This is a genomic window from Vibrio cionasavignyae, assembly GCF_050337155.1.
In the GTDB taxonomy this organism is placed as follows: Bacteria; Pseudomonadota; Gammaproteobacteria; order Enterobacterales; family Vibrionaceae; genus Vibrio; species Vibrio nomapromontoriensis.
This window is the reverse complement of sequence record NZ_JAKJSR010000037.1, coordinates 1-17,059: the sequence shown is the minus strand read 5'-3', so window position 1 is coordinate 17,059 and position 17,059 is coordinate 1. Positions and strand designations below refer to the sequence as shown.

11 protein-coding genes and 3 pseudogenes are annotated in these 17,059 nt (G+C 43.3%); 6 read left to right on the top strand and 8 right to left on the bottom strand.

Features of this window, described 5'->3' with window-relative positions:
- Positions 1-254: 254 nt before the first annotated feature.
- Positions 255-1,019 carry a hydratase gene (locus L4D74_RS23870; RefSeq protein ID WP_428754901.1) on the top strand — a complete coding sequence of 255 codons (765 nt, stop codon included), beginning with the start codon at positions 255-257 and terminating at the stop codon, positions 1,017-1,019.
- Positions 1,020-1,148: 129 nt separating this feature from the next.
- Here the strand turns inward: L4D74_RS23870 and L4D74_RS23865 are convergent, their stop codons facing one another.
- Entirely contained in the window at positions 1,149-2,036 is an 888-nt protein-coding gene (locus L4D74_RS23865; RefSeq protein WP_428754900.1) for a PA4780 family RIO1-like protein kinase, read from the bottom strand.
- A 511-nt stretch (positions 2,037-2,547) separates the two neighbouring features.
- On the opposite strand from L4D74_RS23865, the gene L4D74_RS23860 reads away from it, so the two are divergent.
- Positions 2,548-5,028, top strand: a complete 2,481-nt coding sequence (locus L4D74_RS23860; protein ID WP_428754899.1) for a putative bifunctional diguanylate cyclase/phosphodiesterase — start codon at positions 2,548-2,550, stop codon at positions 5,026-5,028.
- Positions 5,029-5,191: 163 nt separating this feature from the next.
- On the opposite strand, the gene L4D74_RS23855 is transcribed toward L4D74_RS23860, so the two are convergent.
- The 4 genes from L4D74_RS23855 to L4D74_RS23840 all read right to left on the bottom strand — a co-directional run bounded on the left by L4D74_RS23855 (position 5,192) and on the right by L4D74_RS23840 (position 11,323).
- Positions 5,192-6,676 (bottom strand): peptide MFS transporter, encoded by a 1,485-nt coding sequence (locus L4D74_RS23855; protein ID WP_428754898.1) that lies wholly within the window; start codon positions 6,674-6,676, stop codon positions 5,192-5,194.
- Positions 6,677-6,980: 304 nt separating this feature from the next.
- On the bottom strand, positions 6,981-7,742 hold the full coding sequence (locus L4D74_RS23850; RefSeq protein WP_428754897.1) for an SDR family NAD(P)-dependent oxidoreductase: 762 nt from the start codon (positions 7,740-7,742) through the stop codon (positions 6,981-6,983).
- A 547-nt stretch (positions 7,743-8,289) separates the two neighbouring features.
- The gene (locus L4D74_RS23845) at positions 8,290-10,572 is read right to left on the bottom strand and encodes an acyl-CoA dehydrogenase (RefSeq protein ID WP_428754896.1); all 2,283 of its coding nucleotides are present in this window, start codon (positions 10,570-10,572) and stop codon (positions 8,290-8,292) included.
- 85 nt (positions 10,573-10,657) lie between these two features.
- On the bottom strand, positions 10,658-11,323 hold the full coding sequence (locus L4D74_RS23840; protein WP_428754895.1) for a TetR/AcrR family transcriptional regulator: 666 nt from the start codon (positions 11,321-11,323) through the stop codon (positions 10,658-10,660).
- A gap of 779 nt (positions 11,324-12,102) precedes the next feature.
- On the opposite strand from L4D74_RS23840, the gene L4D74_RS23835 reads away from it, so the two are divergent.
- The 3 genes from L4D74_RS23835 (at position 12,103) to L4D74_RS23825 (ending at position 14,726) form a co-directional block, all read left to right on the top strand.
- On the top strand, positions 12,103-12,453 hold the full coding sequence (locus L4D74_RS23835) for a phasin family protein (protein WP_265675339.1): 351 nt from the start codon (positions 12,103-12,105) through the stop codon (positions 12,451-12,453).
- 124 nt (positions 12,454-12,577) lie between these two features.
- Positions 12,578-14,338 carry a class I poly(R)-hydroxyalkanoic acid synthase gene (phaC, locus tag L4D74_RS23830; RefSeq protein ID WP_428754927.1) on the top strand — a complete coding sequence of 587 codons (1,761 nt, stop codon included), beginning with the start codon at positions 12,578-12,580 and terminating at the stop codon, positions 14,336-14,338.
- Positions 14,328-14,726: a MaoC family dehydratase gene (locus L4D74_RS23825; RefSeq protein WP_250617939.1), complete on the top strand. Its 399-nt coding sequence runs from the start codon at positions 14,328-14,330 to the stop codon at positions 14,724-14,726. The genes phaC and L4D74_RS23825 overlap by 11 nt, the downstream gene beginning before the upstream one ends.
- A 380-nt stretch (positions 14,727-15,106) precedes the next feature.
- Here the strand turns inward: L4D74_RS23825 and L4D74_RS23820 are convergent, their stop codons facing one another.
- Positions 15,107-15,538, bottom strand: coding sequence for a GNAT family N-acetyltransferase (locus tag L4D74_RS23820; RefSeq protein ID WP_428754894.1), 432 nt, complete (start codon positions 15,536-15,538; stop codon positions 15,107-15,109).
- A gap of 202 nt (positions 15,539-15,740) precedes the next feature.
- Between L4D74_RS23820 and L4D74_RS23815 the strand changes: the two are divergent.
- Positions 15,741-15,848: pseudogene (locus tag L4D74_RS23815) on the top strand (cytosolic protein); the annotation flags it as partial.
- Between the two features lie 97 nt (positions 15,849-15,945).
- Here the strand turns inward: L4D74_RS23815 and L4D74_RS23810 are convergent.
- Together L4D74_RS23810 and L4D74_RS23805 are read right to left on the bottom strand one after the other, a co-directional pair.
- Positions 15,946-16,407: pseudogene (locus L4D74_RS23810) on the bottom strand (DUF3360 family protein); the annotation flags it as partial.
- Positions 16,408-16,628: 221 nt separating this feature from the next.
- Positions 16,629-17,059, bottom strand: a pseudogene (locus tag L4D74_RS23805) (transposase); the annotation flags it as partial.

Below are 17,059 nucleotides of genomic sequence, written 5' to 3'. Positions count from 1 at the left end.
CGTTCCCCCGTAAACTGCCCAAGTTCCCGCGCTTTCGAGCGCGGTTTTTTTTGCTTTATTTCTCGTCATTAAACGTGCCGATTTTGCTGTTCACCATAGTTATTTGCTGTTCACAATAGTTATTTTCTGTCCAAAATAGTTATCTCGTCCAATGATAATTACCTATCAACACAATGATATATCTATGATTTACCTTATATTCATTGTGGTGGGATTTGGATACAATCAGAAAAATTGATCTTAGGTAGTACACGATGAACAGTAATAATAACCAAGCCGCTCGTGAGTTGTTAAGTCACCGAGTTGCTGGCATGAAAGCACCACGAATGAGTGAATTGTTGCGTCCACGCACGCTTGAAGAGGCACTGCAGATCCAATCAGCAATGATTGCGCTGCATAGCGATAAAGTGGGCGGGTGGAAGTGTTTACTTCCGTTGTCTGAAGACAAGTTTATAGTAGCGCCAATTTTTGCTAATAGTATACAGCGAGGCGAACGTTGCGAGCTTTTTGCTGATAACAGTCAGGCACGGGTTGAACCTGAAATTGCCTTTGTTTTAGCTAAGTCATTACCTGCCAACCCTGCAGGCTACTCTGAAGCAGAAATTAATGATGCGATTGGTTCTTGCCACATGGCTTTGGAGCTGATTCAAGCACGCTTTGCAGAGGACAGTGGCGCGGAGTTTTATGAAGTATTGGCGGATTGTCTCGTGAATCAAGGTTTGTTTATCGGCCCGGAAATTGAACGCGATAAAGCATTTCTGGCGGCGAAGGTAGACATCTCTATAACTCAAGAAGAGCAGGTTCAAGCCTTTTCAGGCAAGCACCCTAACTCGTTACCGCAAAACCCTATCTACTGGCTGATCAATACCATGTCGCGTCGAGGGACGGCCTTTGCAGCAGGTGAGGCGATTATTACTGGATCGTATTGCGGGGTTGTTGAAGTGGATTTCGACAAGCCAACGTTGATTCAATATGAAGGTCTAGGGGAATACGCTATTACGTTTGATGAGAAAAAATAGTGAGGATGGTGTAATGAGATGGTGTAGTGAGTTAGTGTAGCGGTATTTCAGTAATGGTAGGCGTGTCAGCGCCTACCATTATTTATATGAGTTCAGACTAGATCGGATAACATCGCTATACTGCGGATGTTAATTCTCACTCCAGTTGAATTTACTTTCATCAACGCCGTCTTTTGCTTCTTTCAATCGTTCTTGACGGAAGCGTTCTTCGTTACGTGCGGCGTCGATTTCTTGCATGATAGCGGCTAAATCAGCTTCGACGGTATTTTCTTGTACCTTACCCGTGAGTTCGACTTCCGGCGTAAGTTCGCCTTTTTCGTACAGCGCCCACATTTCTTTGGCATACTCTGTCTTGGACAATTCTGGTGCGAATTGGCTGTAATAATCACGGATATTGTTGACATCACGCGTTAACATCCATTCAGCATTGTTGTTAGCAGAGGCGTCTACTGCTTGTGGTAAGTCGATAATAACCGGACCATATTCATCCACTAACACATTAAATTCTGACAAATCGCCATGAATAAGCCCAACACAAAGCATTTTGACGATATAACCCATCATTACATCATGGTCTTCAATGGCTTGCTCTGCTGACATGGTCACGTCGTTGAGCCGTGGTGCGACGTAGCCTTCATCATCGGTGATCAGCTCCATCAGTAGCACCCCATCAAAGCAACCGTATGGTGAAGGGACTCGTACTCCTGCTTCCGCAAGCTTATATAAGGCGTCGACTTCGGCGTTTTGCCAGACTTTTTCTTGCTGCTCACGGCCAAAGCCAGAACCTTTCTCCATGGCTCGAGCTCGGCGGCTATTACGGACTTTACGTCCTTCGCGATAGGCTGAGGCTTTTTTAAAGCTACGTTGACTCGCTTCCTTGTACACTTTTGCACAACGGATAGTTTCGCCACAGCGTACAATGTACACGGACGCTTCTTTGCCACTCATGAGTTGGCTTGTTACCTCGTCGACGAGACCGTCGTCGACCAAGGGCTGTATTCGTTTAGGTATTTTCATCGCATCGTTATACCTTAGTTGGCGACAAAATGGCATGTTAAGTTGAAAAATAAGAGGGATTTTTTAACTTAAGAGTGCCGTATCATCAAATAATGTGAGTACACAATGAATGTAATGCGTTTACAAAGCTAAAATGGCAAACCTATGATGTCCTTTATCGTTGCAGCGAGTGGTGCTTGCAAAGTAGTGCGAAGTGGCTTGTACAGCGGTGACTCATGCAAGAAATGGCTGATGGAGAGCTCGCAATTGAATCAGGCTAATCATTTATCATTAAATTGTTATCAAATAATAATGGTGAGCGATGGAGGTGTCGAATGGGGGATTTCATGTGTAAGTCTTTCTTTTATTAGGACTCCAACAAATAGTAGTGCTTATACTACCAAATAGTCTTGTTGTCATTCTCACTAATTGGACACTGATATTTTGGATTATTGTTTCCTATTCGGTAGGATAGCCCGATCTCAAATGAATAAAGGGTAAATATATAGCCCTGCTCTTGGTTTATTAACTCATGTACTGTGCAACCTTATCACCAGAACTTAAAATAAGTTGGCAATCTTCCCTAGAACAATTATGTCTTGCGACACATTCAAATGGTCGATTATTGATTCTAGATAGATCGATGCACTGGTCCTGTTATTGTGAGTATAAAGTATCTGCATTAGAGGCGTGCTTTGACGACGTTCTGTCACAAACGCTGAGAGAGTTTACGTTTCCTCATCTTGAGATCTTGGCCAAGAATAAGGGAAGTACGACCCTGTATTTTGCACCTATTTGGGGGCCGAACGAGCAGTTGTTCGCTGTTCTGGTGCTGTTTTCACATTCTTCTGAGCATATAAATCCTCAGAATCTGATGGAATCCGTTGCAGGCCGAGTTAGCTTTGATATCTATGCTCATGCGAGGAAAGAGCAACAAAGCGAAGCGGGAGTCGGTCATCACGATTTCCACAATGAAACTGTCAATGACGCAAGCCGAGTACCAACCTTGCAGGAATTCATTGATGCGCTTGAAGATCATACTTGGGTAAAAAGTGCCGATGGTCGCTATGTCATGATTAACCATAGCGTAGAAAAGGCATGGAATTACAGTAGTGCTCAAGTCCATGGAAAAACCGACATCGAGTTATTTGACGCCGATCGTGCAAAACTCTTTGCTGCCGCGGATCAAACCGTGATAGACGCTAACCATCAAGTCACTATTGAAGAATGTTTGGTGATGGATGACGAAGAAAATAAACTCTGGTTAGAAACGATTAAGTCACCTATTCGAGATAACGGCGGAGCATTGGTCGGGGTGTTAGGCATGACTCGCAATGTCACTCGTCGTAAGGTCGTTGAAACTTGGCTCTCGGTGACGTCAGAAATCTTTAATAACTTTCAAGAAGGCATGTTCATTACCGATGCACGCGGTAACATTTTGGATGTAAACAGTGCCTTTGTACGTATCACGGGCTATGAGCTGTCTGATGTTATTGGAACTAACCCCCGCTTCCTCCAATCAGGACATCACGACATCGCGTTCTATCAAGATATGTGGGCAAAACTGGCCATTGATGGGCAGTGGAAAGGGGAGTTTATAAACCGTAAAAAAAATGGTTCCATTTACCCTCAAATGACCACAATCAGTGTATTAAAGGATGAAGACAATACCTTGATGCATCATATTTGTGTGTTCGAAGACATCTCAGCTCAAAAGGCAGATGAAGAGAACTTACGAAGAATGGCGTTTTACGACCCGCTGACTAACTTACCCAATCGGGTCCATTTAAGCAGCCTATTGGAGCAGCACATCGAAGCCGGGCGTAAGCATCACAAGTCATTTGCCACCTTGTTTCTAGATCTTGATCACTTTAAGCATATCAATGATAGCCGAGGGCACCTGTATGGTGACCAGTTGTTGGAGCAAGTGGCGCAGAGGTTAAATACCGTGCTAGAACATCGAGCAAACATTGCTCGTATCGGTGGTGATGAGTTTGTCATTGTATTATCTGACTTCGACTCTGAAGGCGAACTCCTTGATACCATCGATGGTATTATGGGGGTCTTTAATTCATCATTTATACTCGATCAGCATGAGTCGCTTAGAGTCTCTGCCAGCATCGGTGTCGCCTTATATCCTAAAGATGGCCACGATAGCGAAACCTTGTTAAAAAATGCCGACACGGCGATGTACCTTGCGAAAAAGAATGGACGCAATGGGTATGCATTCTACTCCCCGGATCTGACTAAAAGTTCGGTACTACACGTTCGGATCCAATCAGCACTCCATGAGGCGTTGGAAAAGAATCAGTTCTACTTGGTTTATCAGCCTCAATACTCGCTTGCGGATAATCGCTTAATTGGCGTGGAAGCTCTGCTCCGGTGGCAACATCCTGATTTAGGTCTTATCCCGCCGAGTAGCTTTATACCGATTGCCGAGAAAACAGGTTTAATTCAAAAAATTGGTGCTTGGGTGCTAAGAGAGTCTTGCCTTCAGGGCAATCGCTGGTTAGCTGAAGGTCGGGATTTTGGCCGTATCGCTGTCAATGTGTCTGCATTACAACTACAAAACTCAGATTTTTTTCCTGTGCTTGAAGCGGTATTAGAGGAAACCCGTTTTCCAGCAAAGCGACTCGATATTGAAATTACCGAGACATTTTTACTGTTTAACCCAGAGAAAGCGATTGCAACATTGGAGCAGTTGAGTTCATTGGGGATAGAGATATCACTTGATGATTTTGGCACGGGCTATTCGTCATTGTCTTATTTAAAAGGTTTACCAATTAACAAACTTAAAATAGATCAATCATTTGTAAAAGACGTGCCGGACAATAACGACAGCAATGCCATTGTAAATGCTATTGTAGCAATGGGGCAGGCGCTATGCCTTAAAGTTGTTGCTGAAGGGGTAGAGAGCTTACAGCAATCTGAATATTTAAAACAAAAAGGCTGCGAATATGGTCAGGGCTATTTATTTAGTAAGCCACAAAGGCCAGAACGTTTGTTTATTTAGAGTGTAGAACCTAGAACCTGGAGCGTCTGCGCTAAGCGATTCAATCTCCTAATAGCTTGCTTATTTGACCTCATTTAGGTGAGGCGTAACTGAGATGATAAAGTCCCCACGTGATTCACGCGGGGGCTTTTGAGCAGTCTATGATGTTGAAGTGCTGTATTAGTTAGCTTTCAGCGTCATTAAGCTCCATGTTTTGTTGAGGTTTTGATTGTTCGGCGGCCGCCAACATTTTGCGAATAGCAATTGAGGCAAGAAATGCCACCAAGACCATGACAACCGCTAACACAGTCAGTAATGAAAAGTAACCGCCATACACTTGCTGTACAAACTCTTGAGTAATTTCTTGCCCTTTCTCCGCTGCAATTGACGTGGAGAATACCGCTCCAACAATGCCAGATAGTGCAATCGCAACAGAAAACAAACTGACTGAAAAGTTTTCAATGTGCTTAGGTGCAACAGACAAGATAAACGCCACAACAAGCGAGCCCACAATGACTTCAGCAAACGCTTGGAAGAAGTGAATTACTAAGAATACTTCTGGTCGAATGACGACGCTCTCGCCAATGTTTTTCACCGCAAATGCAAGAATACCAAAGGCGATAGCGGTCAAGATAAAGGAAAACCCTATCTTTGTAGCAGTGGTAAAGTGAATATTGCGCTTTTCTAAACTAGAAAACGTACCTGCAATCACTGGGCCTGCGACGATGCACCATAGCGGGTTCATTGACATTGAGGCTTCTGGAGCAATCGGGATCAGTCCGAATAAATCGCCACGCATGGTGTTGATCGTTACCATGGTCATAGATGTCATCATTTGACCATAATAGACAAAAAATGCAGTAGTCAGCGCCGTGACGATAAGAATGGTACCCATACGTAAACTGTCGGCTTTTTCCGCTTTTAGCATCAACGAGATGAAGTAGCCAATGGCCGCGAGCCCAATGGCATAAACGATATTTTTGCCAATATCCATGTTAGAAAACATGAAAAACACCATACCGATCATGGCAAGTGAGGTGATGGCAAAAAGTATCCAGTTTTTAGTTGAAACCGCAGCTTGATCGATGTCTGCACCAACGCCTTGAAGCTGTTTTCGGAAGAGAATAAGCATGCAAAAAGCGGCAAAGGCAAGCAATCCTGACAATAGGAAGCTACCGTAAAACCCAATAACAAGGACAAACATAGGGAATAAGTACTGGCCGAGAAGCGCACCAACATTGTTCACGGAATAGTTTACAGGGTAGCCGTTCTCAAAATCTTCTTGGCTTTTGAACGTGCGCTTATAAAGGCTTGGATAAGAAGGGGACATTAAGCCACGTGCATAACTGGCGAGAGCAATACCAGCCAAACTCATTGGAACGTTGATGGTAGACGCGCCAAGTACTAATAGAACGTAACCAGCACTAAACCCGAAATAGGCGATGCTAAGCGAGCGATATGCCCCTAAGAACTTATCGGCAATAAATCCACCGGCAATAGCAAAGAGAGGGCCAATTGATGAAAATGCCCCAACTACCATCATGGTGTCAGCTTCACTGTAACCTAAGTTTTCTAAGAAAAATCGCGTGAGGATAACCATGACACCATAGAACGACAGACCAAACATCATCTGGCAGAACATCATGGACTTATTTAGTTTATTCCACATAATAAAACCCTTAACTGTTAATTAAAACTAGTTTATAAGACTGACTTTAGAGTAACAGACACGATATGTTACATATTGAGATGTGACAGTATTGTGTGGGGTGTGAGCACGACAATTTCTAATCCAAAGCGTTAGTTTTATTTGTGCTTGATGGAATAGCGAGCAGGTTGCTCGAGTATTGAGCGAGTATTAAACCAGTGATGCGGTGTCGGGTCGTGGTTCTGATTAGTCTAAGGCAAGGTGATCAAACGCGATCACCTTGCCTTGTGCATTTAGATGAGATTCTGCTTCTTTGTCAGCAGTATTACAGTACAAGCCCCCCATCGACAGCCAAAACCTTACCGTTATAGAAATCATTCTCGATGATGAATTGTGCGGATTTCGCTATTTCGACATCTTGTCCAAGGCGTTTAACGGGGGCCATTTGTTCAAGTCTGCTGAGCGCTTCTGGCTTCATAGACGCAGTCATAGCGCTGTAACAAGCGCCAGGCGCGATAGCCGCGGCGCGAATGTTGTAACGGGACAGCTCTTTAGCCCAAACCATCGCTAAAGATGCCACCCCCGCTTTTGCTGCGCTATAGTTGCTTTGTCCCATATTGCCGTCACGGGCAACAGACGAAATATTGATGATGACACCTTGTTGCTTAGAGCGAATCATGGCTTTTGCAGCTTCACGACCACATAAGAATGTCCCACTAAGGTTGACGCTAATGACCGCATTAAATTGGTCTAGGGACATTTCATCCAGTATCTCGCCATCTTTCGCTTTTACCATTAAGCCATCTCTTAATATGCCAGCATTGTTGATTAAGACATTCACTTTACTAAAGTCTTTTAATATTTGCTCAAACACATTAATTGTTGCTTGTTCGTCGGTAATATTAGCGCAGTAAGTGCCTATTTGTGTCCCATTAGCTTGAAGATCTGCCGCAGCAGAAACCAATTGTTCTTCATTACTATCAATGATGGCAATGTGAGCACCTGCTTTGGAGAGCATGTTAGCAGTTGCAAAACCGAGGCCTTGGGCGCCACCTGTGATGACGACAACGGAATCTTTAATATTCATGGAGCTTCCTTTTGTTATTGAGCGGCTGAGTCTCTATGTATGAAATAGAGAGCTATTTATTAAAGTGATAATTTTTGTTTGAATTTACTCACTTGGTGTCACTTTTTATTTTTATCGCAGATGATGATTATTGAAATAATCACCCCCGTGTATTTATAAGCGACGTATTAAGTGTAAGCACAAAATGAAGAGTGAAAAGTAAAAAATACGCCACAAGCGTGAGCTGACGGTGGTCAAGGAAAGATCAAGTATTGGCGCGACTCAGAATTTTAAAGTGGTCTTACCTCTTTGTTTTTTGTTTTTTGATTAATGCAATGGAAGAAAAATCGGCCTCAATAGTGATATTTTTCTATTAAGCGATTTATTTTTGTCCAGAATGATGGCGGTGGATTTTTCTCTCTTTAGTGCAAGAATGGCAATAAGCAACAACGAATGTTAGCAACGGCTTTGTTTGAACGAGTCATAAAAAATCCCCAGAGAGACGATAAGTCTGCTCTGGGGATAGGGGAGGTAAATATTCAAACTAGCCTGAACTAGAACACACTATTTACGCGACATGAGTAAGGTTTGGTGTGTCAGGTTGGTTGGTTAACGTTTCTTTCATATCGTGGCTAAAATGATCCACTTGAATTGCACGGTAACGAAGCGCATCAGCTGCAACAATTTTATCCACCTCTGCTTGCGTTAATATGTCCGCTTTTAGGGCTTGTTGTAGGCGGTCTGCAAGAATACCTTTCTTCGCCACTTTGCCTGCCTTAACCCCTTTAAAGAGTTTCTTCTCTAGGTCGCGAATGTCGTACATGGCAATGAATGCACGCTCCATGATGCCGACATTGTCGTCTTTATGTTCGCCAATATAGCAAAGGTGCGTTAGGCGGTCGCGATCTTCACCGGGTACCATTAGCTTTTCGGCAATCTGAAGGCTTAGGCTATCTGTAGGTTGCTTGAAGTGATTACCAAGCGGGAACAACAGTGCTTTGAGCGTAGTGCCGGCCAAGCCACTTGGGAAGTTTCGGTAAGCCTCGTTAAGCGATTTTGCCGCGTGGTAGAAACAATGCTCAGCAGCGTAGTGAACGTAATCAAGATCGGCAGCGGGTTCACCTTCATCTTGATACTTTTTCAATACCGCGGAGGCCATGTATAAATAGGCTAAACCGTCACCGAGGCGAGCCGAAATTAGTTCTTTACGCTTAAGTTGGCCACCAAGTGTGAGCATGGCAAAGTCGGCGCTCACTGCGAGCGCTTTACTTAAACGCTTCAAGCTCTTGTAATGACGAGCGGTTTCTCCTGAAATCGGCGATGAGGTAAAAGCAGATCCGGTTAGCGCCGCAAACAAACCACCGATGGAGTTCTTCGTAGCATGGCCAATATGCTTGAACAATAAGCTATCGAAGGCTTTTGCGCCTTCTTCATGGTTCGGATTGGCAGCGGCCTCCATCTCTTGTAAGACATAAGGGTGACAGCGGGTTGCGCCTTGTCCAAAGATCATAAGGTTCCGAGTTAGAATATTCGCCCCCTCAACGGTTATAGAGACTGGCATGAACAAGTAAGCGGAAGCAAGGTAGTTCATTGGACCACATTGAATTGCGCGACCCGCGTGAATATCCATTGAATCGTTAAGAATAGTACGAGAGATCTCCGTCATATGATACTTGGCGATAGCCGTGACAATTCCCGGAGTTTCTCCCATATCGAGTGAAGTAGTCGTTAGCGTGCGGTTGGCTTCTAGCAAGTATGTCATGCCGCCGATGCGTCCCATCGCCTCAGCGACACCTTCAAATTTACCAATAGACATGCCGAACTGTTTACGTACGTAGGCATAAGCTCCGGTTGTTCTTGCCGTCAAATGGCCGACTGCGGTACCAAGAGCAGGTAATGAAATGCCGCGCCCTGCGGACAGACATTCAACCAGCATGCGCCAACCTCGTCCCGCGTATTCAGCACCACCGATGAGCCAATCCATAGGAATAAATACGTCGTTCCCACGAATCGTACCGTTCATGAATGCCAGTAGCATAGGATCGTGACGTTCACCAATAATCACGCCTTCGTGATTACTTGGAATCAAGGCGCACGTGATGCCTATGTTCTTTTTGTCGCCAAGTAGCTTATCAGGGTCTTCAAGCTTAAAGGCCAGTCCCATCACGGTCGCGATAGGCGCCAAAGTGATGTAGCGTTTGTTCCAGCTAAGGCGAATACCGAGTACTTCTTTCCCTTCGTGCATGCCATAGCAAACTTTACCGGTGTCAGGTATTCCGCCAGCATCCGAGCCTGCCTCTGGGCCGGTTAGCGCGAAACAAGGCGTGTCGGTGCCGTCGGCTAAACGCGGCAGCCAATAATCTTTTTGTTCCTGTGTACCATAATGAGAAAGCAGTTCACCCGGCCCCAACGAATTAGGCACCATAACGGTAATGGCGGCATTCATACTACGAGACGCAATTTTGGCAACAATCGTTGAGTTAGCGAGTGCGGAGAAGTGACGCCCACCGTATTCTTTGGAAATAATCAAAGAAAAGAAGCGTTCTTTACGCAGATATGCCCAAACCTCTGCGGGAAGATCGCGATCTTCTTTGACCATTTTATGATCGTCAAGCATAGACAGGAGCGTTTCTAGCTCATTGTCGATGAAAGATTGCTCTTCTTGTGTCAACGTTGGCGTTGGGTATTGATGAAGGGTCGTGAAGTTAGGGTTACCGGAAAAGAGTTCACCGTCCCACCATACACTACCGGCTTCCATTGCTTCCCTTTCTGTCGCAGACAGGGGAGGAAGTACTTTTTTAAACAAGCTAAATGCAGGTTCACTGATTAATTTTTGGCTGATAAAACTCATAAGTACTGTTCCTTTTGTTCAACTGAGTCATTGTTTAATGATTAGAGCGGTAGTTCTCACTCGTGATCGGTGTAAAAATTGGTATTCATATTGATGGTGCTGGGGTAGAGACTGTTGCGTTCGGCTCGGCGATAATACCTGCGGCTAAATAGGGGATGAGCCTATCGATAATCGCTTCTGCGTCAGCGTTATGTTGATCAAACGTACTGGATGCAATTTCCGCGAGTGCTTTGCTAGAGCCGATAGCAAAAATAAAGGTGCCGAGTGAAAAATGAAGCCGCCAGAAAAGCTCAGCATCGTCAATGTCTCCACAGCTTGAACGAACGGATTCAACAAAAAGGTTTAACGTATTTTTGTACCTTGTCAGAATGAACCAGCGCAAATGCCCTTGAATATCGGAATACCCTTTACTTAGTAGTAGTAGGAAACGGTGCATACCATTGGGTTTGATGTCGTTTAATGAACATAACGGCGCTTTGATCGCATTGAACTCCTCTTCCAATGTGTAACTTTCTTGTTGATTTAAACGCTCAAGGGATTCGTGAATGGCTGGCATTAGTTCACTTAAATAGCGATTCAATAACTGACGAATTAGAGTTTTCTTATCACCGAAATGATAATTAACAGAAGCAACATTAACCTTAGCTTTGCTGGTAAGGGTTCGTAGTGACGTCCCTTTATAACCATGTTCAGTAAATAAGGTCTCGGCAACATCTAATATTTTATCTCTAGTTTCTGTTTTATATTCCATGTGATTAAAACACTCGTATTAAACATTTGTTTTAATACTACGGGTTAAAAATTAACTCAACAAGTGATTAACATCAAATTTTTAAATTTAACAACGTTTGCTGAGTTTTGTTAACGATTAACTATATGAAACATAAGTATATTTTTAGTTAAAATTATTTTTCATTCTTTGCTGATTTTGATTTTCTACTGGGTAAGTCTATTAAAATCAGTGTGTTAGGGTGTTTTTTTTGAGTGGCATTACTTTGCTTTATTAGTGGTGCCTACTCAATAACTATAGCCCATGACTTATATTTAACGGCAGATGAGTATATGTATTTTATTTATGTCTTGCGCTATTGTATTGATGTATTGAATAAGTTGTCGGACTTACTATATGGTTTAATAATGGTTGTGATTGTAGTTCTTTGTCTTGTGTATGAAACGAAGTGATAACTAAGTTTTAAATTGTGACGTGGGCTTTGTTTTTCGAATGTTTATATTGGTTGCATATGTCGTGATTCAAACGGAAAAACAGTATGTGAGCCGTTCTAAACCCTTTGTTCACTATGACTTTCATTTATTTCCAATATTTTTATTCAAACAAGAAATAATCAATAAGTGCTTTTTCTGATGATTTTTTGGTAATTATTTGGGGGTGACAAAGCGTGATGGTTTGTACAGAATGAACATATTCAAACACGTGTTTGAATATTTATTGATGAAGATCAATGAACATAAGTAAAGTCAATCAGAGCTTAGCGCGGTACGCCGCTGGCCACATTTAAAAGGGAACATATTATGTCTAACCAAGCCGCATTCGAAGCAGTAAACGCACAGCTACAAACTGTTATCAACCCATTTGCTAACTTTGGTTCGCTCGTTGCAAAAAACATGGAAACATTGTCAAAAATGCAACTAGAAACGCTAACAGCGTACAGTGAGTTGTCGAATGAAAACCTACAAAGCCTAGTGGCAATTAAGCAGCCACAAGATCTTGCTAATCACGGTAGCAAGCAACTAGAAATTATTAGCAAAGTTAGCCAGCGTCTACTTGAAGATGGTCAAAAACTTAGCGAAATCGGCAATGAGTTTAAAGCTGCAGTCGATGAGATTTCAGCAACGTCTATTAACGCTGCAAAAAGCAAGTAATGCTTAGGCGGTCTATGCTTCGAGCTATTTAGGTTGAGCGATTGTGCAGTAGAGCTCAGCTATTTTATAACTCTTTTATCGTAGAGCAGGGCCGCCACTTCATTCACAGTACAGGGATGAGATGATGAATAACAAAGCACCCTTTCAAGACATTATTAACAGTTACTTTAAAGCAAGTGAAAGCTGGCTCGGCAACTTCCAACAACCGACTCAATCGACGATTTTTAAGTCACAGGTTGAAGATTGGAGTGCATTAGCGCAATCCGTCACTAAAAATCCAACAACGGTGCTAGAGCAGCAGATGAATTGGTGGAATCAACAAATCAATCTCTTCAATGACTGTATTTTAGGTGCTGGCGATCCCAACGCACCTGAAAAAGATCCCCGTTTTAAAGATGAAAGTTGGGCATCTAATCCGCTTTATCATTATATCAAAGAAAGCTACAAACTCGTTTGCCAGTCTGTGCAACAAACGATTGATGAAGCGCAAGATCTCGACCCTGATGCAAAGGAACGCTTGGAATTTTTCTCTCGTCAATTTCTCAATGCGATGTCACCAAGCAACTTTGTAACTACTAACCCAGAAATTATGAAGCTCACGTTGGAGTCCAACGGGTCTAATTTGATTAAGGGGTTAGAACAGCTTCAAGAAGATATGACCCGCAGTGTTGATATGCTCAATATCCGCATGACTGATGCCGAAGCTTTTACACTTGGTGAAAACATTGCTGCGACACCGGGTAAGGTCGTCTTTAAGAATCATATGTTTGAGTTGATTCAATATCAGCCGACGACAGAAAATGTATACAAGCGCCCAATGATGATTGTGCCGCCGTTTGTAAACAAGTACTACATTATGGATCTGAGTCAAAAGCGTTCATTTGTGAAGTGGTTAGTCGATCAAGGACACACAGTCTTTATGGTGTCGTGGATTAACCCAGATGCAACATACAGCGAAACTGATTTCGGTACTTACGTCACTGACGGCCTAATCCCAGCACTGGATGCAATCGAGGCCGTAACCGGAGAGCGTGAAGTTAATGGTTTGGGTTATTGTATCGGTGGCACCTTATTGACCGCTACGATGGCCTACATGGCAGGGAAAAAGCGCAAACAACGGATAAAGTCAGCAACGCTACTCACCACTATCTTGGACTTCAAGCAGCCTGGAGAGCTAGGTATCTTCATTAACGATGCGATGATCTCGGCAATTGAAGCGCAAAATTCCGTGAAAGGGTATATGGACGGTCGCCAGATGGCGGTGTCATTTAGTTTGTTACGAGAAAACAGCTTGTACTGGAATTATTACGTGACGAATTATCTAAAAGGTGAGAAGCCGGTTGCTTTTGACTTACTGCATTGGAACTGTGATAACACTAACGTTCCTGCTGCTTGTCACAACCAAATGCTTCGTCAGTTCTATTTGGAGAATAAACTGAGCCAACCAAATGCCATTGAGATTGATGGTGTGGGTATTGATTTGTCTAAAGTGAAATCCCCAATCTACTTCTTATCTGCCATTGAGGATCACATTGCCCTTTGGAAAGGGACGTACAAAGGAACTGAGCTGTTGGGCGGACAGAGCACATTTGTGTTGGCAGAAAGTGGCCATATCGCAGGTCCTATGAATCATGCTAACTCAACTAAATACGGCTATTGGACCAACCCGAATGTGAAAACCGACGCCGATACTTGGTTAGAAGGCGCAGATAAGCAAACGGGTTCATGGTGGCCACATTGGCAAGAGTGGTTGGATGCGCGTAATTTCTCGGAAAAACTCGATCCAAGAACGCTGAGTGGTGAACTTGATGCCCCTGGTACGTATGTGAAACAACGTATTGAAGAAGTCCTAGCAAACGATGAGGAAAAGAAAGATGTCGCTTGAGGTTGGTCAACATACAAGTCTTACTAAGACACTAGATAAAGCGGCAGTTGAAGCGTTTGCTTCTTTAGCTGAGGATTACAACCCCGTTCACTTAGATGAAGCATTTGCCGCCATGACGCCGTTTGAGGTGCCGATTGTACACGGTATGCTAGCATCTAGCTTAGTCTCGGGATTGTTAGCATCAAAACTACCGGGTCCCGGCGCTATTTATCTGGGACAAACATTGAAGTTTACATGCCCAATTCGTGTTGGAGAAACGGTGACTGCACGCGTGGAAGTAAAGCACATCCGTGAAGATAAACCGATTGTTACATTGCTCACTGAAGTGTTGACCGAAGAGGGGCAGGTAGCAATACAGGGTGAAGCTACGGTTATGCTTCCTAATTAGTTGGTGTTCGCTAACTTAGCAATGCTCGCCAATTAAAGTTATTGCTAAATTTCATCGCTTTATAAAAAGCTTAGTCTGTAAAGGCTAAGCTTTTTTTGATGCTAACAGCAACTGTCGGAAGACTAAAGATTGATTAATTTAAAAAATGTTTTTGGACAAAGACTTGTTATCTAATCGCTCGCACATTTTATCCGTGACTCTATATAGGTTGTCTTAATTAACCTATTTAAAGCGATAGGTTCAAAATACACAAAAAACTAGCTAGCTCATTTCGGGGCAAAAGTTAGTCAAGTCATAGCAACGCTCGAGTATGCGGAAACGCCCAAAGTTATTAGCTTTGGGCGTTTCTTCTAACAAATTTGGTTACGACAAACCGAGCTTTAAAGTGTCATATGCAGAATTGGAAAAGGTTTTCCCATATCATCGAGTGGCGAGCGCGAAACGACTCTGAAGCCCATATGATCGTAGAAACCTACGGCCTGTGGGTTTTGTTCGTTTACTTCGACTTTGGTTGCACCTAACTGCTCTATTGCGTGTTGCAGTAGCGCCTTACCAACTCCTTGCCCTCTGGCCTTGTTTAAGATGAAAAGCATTTCAATCTTTGAGCCGTGGACACCCACGAAACCTTGAATTGAGCCACTTTCATCTTTCACACATCTTAACGTGACAGCAGGAAAAGCCTGCTCAATGATAATTGGTTTAAAAAACTCAATATCTTCTTCTGTTATGAAGTTATGAGTCGCTCGGACAGAATTCTCCCAAACATTAAGCATTTCTGCGTAATTTTCAGGAAGCACATTTTCTACAATCATTGGGTTATCTCTAAAGTTGACTGAAATTCATGTGCAGCCGCGAGAGCGCATTTTACCAACAAAGTATATGTCCGTCCATTTAGCATCGACGTTACTTTAGTTTGGGAATAGATCACAATCAGTGCTAGGTGAATGGAATCTTATTAAGGACACACACTTAAAAAGAAATCCATACTTTTGGTGTGTGTCCTTTTAATCGTACCCACAGCTTGCGTGTATCGTTGAAGGGCATGGGCGCGTTTTCATCTATCACGGCGACTACGTGGCTTTTGTCGATGACGAGCAAACCTTCATTACCCGAATGGATTAACGCCAGTGAAGTAGGGCTATTAACCCTTGATAGAAAAACTAAGGCCTCGCATGTACGAGGCCTTTGTATTTCTATCGAAGTTAACTATTAATCTAGCTTAACGAAAGCTTGGGATAATCGCTGGAATCCCTGGTAGAAGGCCAACCAACGCCATTACGCTCGTTAGCACAATAAACATAATGCCAGGCAATACCCAACGGCTCATTTTACTCAGTTCACTACTACGTTCTTTACAACCAACTAAGCCTAAGTTGTCCAACAGCATGGTGAGAGCCCAACCAAATGCAGGGTTAACGAGTGCTGAAGAAAATACAACAATCGCTGCCGACTGTGTGGTTTTCCCTTCACGCGTCATTTCCATTCCAGCTTCTAGCAATGGCACAAATACCCCGACAATCAGGGCTACACACAGTACTGGCTGCCAGATAGCTAAATCCATCGGATAACCCCAAACTGCTGCGATAATACAGAACAGAGCCGTTAGCAAAGCGCCCGCGGGAATAGGGCGTTTAGCAATCGCCGCTGGTACGATGTAAGTACCCCATGAAGACGTAAAGTTAGCATCCTTTTGGTGTGTGTCCTTTTAATCGCTTAAAAAGAAATCAAAAGCAATCCCGTATTCAAAGTAGCAATCAACTGCATACTTTTGCTTTCTTCAATCTAATTTGGTGAAACTGTCTAGTTTCTTAAGAGACGTTACTGACGTTTAGGGACTGGGCAAACGACAGTATCCAGAATTTTTACAGGTCTATGGGGTAGGAGTGGCGGTGAAAGTGGGGCTTATTCTAGTTGATAGGTTTGCATCTTGCTCTTTTTTAAGGCGGCCTTAGCTTGAACTGTATTAATGTGACACCCAACCGCAGTCGAACGTGTTTTCTCTAATTCAGTACATACCGTTAACCAACTCTTCTGATTGAAATTCAAACGCGTCAAAATAGCGGGTTGATTATCAACCATACTGGCTTTGTCTTCGCGAAATCGACGTGCAGTCCAGTCGACTAACTCAATGTAGTCGATGAGCCGAAACGGAATACCATCTAGCATTTTATTCGTCGGATTGCCGATAAAAGGGTGCAAACATGGGGCTGTCGTTAAGTTTTTATCCAGCGCATCGATTCTGGCTTTTATCGAGGTAAACTCCGACGTTTCAGGGGTTTTAGCAATGCCTGCTCGAATAGGGTTCAAGTCGACATACGCCATTGCGCCATTGC

Bases quoted from the DNA above. Each gene is read 5' to 3' on its own strand.
- L4D74_RS23870 (WP_428754901.1), top strand. From the start codon at position 255: ATGAACAGTAATAATAACCAAGCCGCTCGTGAGTTGTTAAGTCACCGA.
- L4D74_RS23865 (WP_428754900.1), bottom strand. From the start codon at position 2,036: ATGAAAATACCTAAACGAATACAGCCCTTGGTCGACGACGGTCTCGTC.
- L4D74_RS23860 (WP_428754899.1), top strand. From the start codon at position 2,548: ATGTACTGTGCAACCTTATCACCAGAACTTAAAATAAGTTGGCAATCT.
- L4D74_RS23855 (WP_428754898.1), bottom strand. From the start codon at position 6,676: ATGTGGAATAAACTAAATAAGTCCATGATGTTCTGCCAGATGATGTTT.
- L4D74_RS23850 (WP_428754897.1), bottom strand. From the start codon at position 7,742: ATGAATATTAAAGATTCCGTTGTCGTCATCACAGGTGGCGCCCAAGGC.
- L4D74_RS23845 (WP_428754896.1), bottom strand. From the start codon at position 10,572: ATGAGTTTTATCAGCCAAAAATTAATCAGTGAACCTGCATTTAGCTTG.
- L4D74_RS23840 (WP_428754895.1), bottom strand. From the start codon at position 11,323: ATGGAATATAAAACAGAAACTAGAGATAAAATATTAGATGTTGCCGAG.
- L4D74_RS23835 (WP_265675339.1), top strand. From the start codon at position 12,103: ATGTCTAACCAAGCCGCATTCGAAGCAGTAAACGCACAGCTACAAACT.
- phaC (WP_428754927.1), top strand. From the start codon at position 12,578: ATGAATAACAAAGCACCCTTTCAAGACATTATTAACAGTTACTTTAAA.
- L4D74_RS23825 (WP_250617939.1), top strand. From the start codon at position 14,328: ATGTCGCTTGAGGTTGGTCAACATACAAGTCTTACTAAGACACTAGAT.
- L4D74_RS23820 (WP_428754894.1), bottom strand. From the start codon at position 15,538: ATGATTGTAGAAAATGTGCTTCCTGAAAATTACGCAGAAATGCTTAAT.